This is a genomic window from Streptomyces sp. NRRL B-24572, assembly GCF_002156145.1.
GTDB lineage: Bacteria > Actinomycetota > Actinomycetes > Streptomycetales > Streptomycetaceae > Streptomyces > Streptomyces vietnamensis.
Window position 1 is genome coordinate 1 of the sequence record NZ_MWIG01000888.1, and the last position, 835, is coordinate 835.

1 protein-coding gene is annotated in these 835 nt (G+C 70.3%); it reads right to left on the minus strand.

Annotated elements, in window-relative coordinates; all coding sequences use genetic code 11:
• Positions 1 to 90: 90 nt before the first annotated feature.
• Positions 91 to 835, minus strand: a 745-nt coding sequence (locus CCN56_RS37715; RefSeq protein WP_218779492.1) for a hypothetical protein, incomplete at its 5' end; no start/stop codon positions are given.

Consider the following 835-nt stretch of genomic DNA (forward strand, 5'->3'; position numbering starts at 1 on the left):
CACTGACCCTGTGCCCGCTCCCAGGGGTGGGTGAGCGGGCACAGGGTCAGTGTCCGGTTGGGCAGTACGACGGCCACGGTCTTCCTTCCGTCAGAACCACGGGCGGGTGCGGCTGGAGGAGTACGGCCACGGGGCGCGAACTGGACGGCGGATGGGCTGGAAAGTCAGACGACGAAGCCGGTTGAGGCTCCCGATCACCGGGAGCGCGCCAGCCTGGCCGGTGACCGGTGTCGACTCGTACGAGACGGACTGCCCTTCGGCGCTCACCGAGGACACCCGGCGCCCCGCCGCGCCGTTGCCGTCGGGGCGCTGCCGGATGGCTTCGGCGGCGTGCGCGACCACGTACCGCACGACGGGTTCCTCGTGGGCACCGTGAAGCCCAATGAGGAGGTCCACGTCGTACGTGCCGTCCGGAGCGGCGCGGTAGGACTCGACCACGGCGATGTCGTCGAGATCGAGTGCCCACGTGGCTGCGTCGTCCAGGTCCCCGGATCCGCGAGGACGGAGTCCGCGGAGGGTGGTCAGCGTCGGGAGGATCGGCCGGTTGAGGTAGGCGGAGACGTCGGCCTGCGCGTTGCGGATCTCCGTCTCGTACGTCGTGCGCTGCGCGGGTGTTAGCGGCAGCGGAAGGCCGAGGGCGTCGGCGACGGCCTCAGGCGATGCCACGAGTCCCTGCCCGGTCGGCAGGTCGAGCATCACGGAGGTGTCGGTCACGGCCTGCGCGGCTGAGTTCGGGGTGAAGGTGACCGTTCCCCAATACCTGCCGGCCGGAACGGACGGAAGGGCGAATCGGTAGATGCCTGTCCGGAGCCGGACGGCAGGTATTGGGGAACGG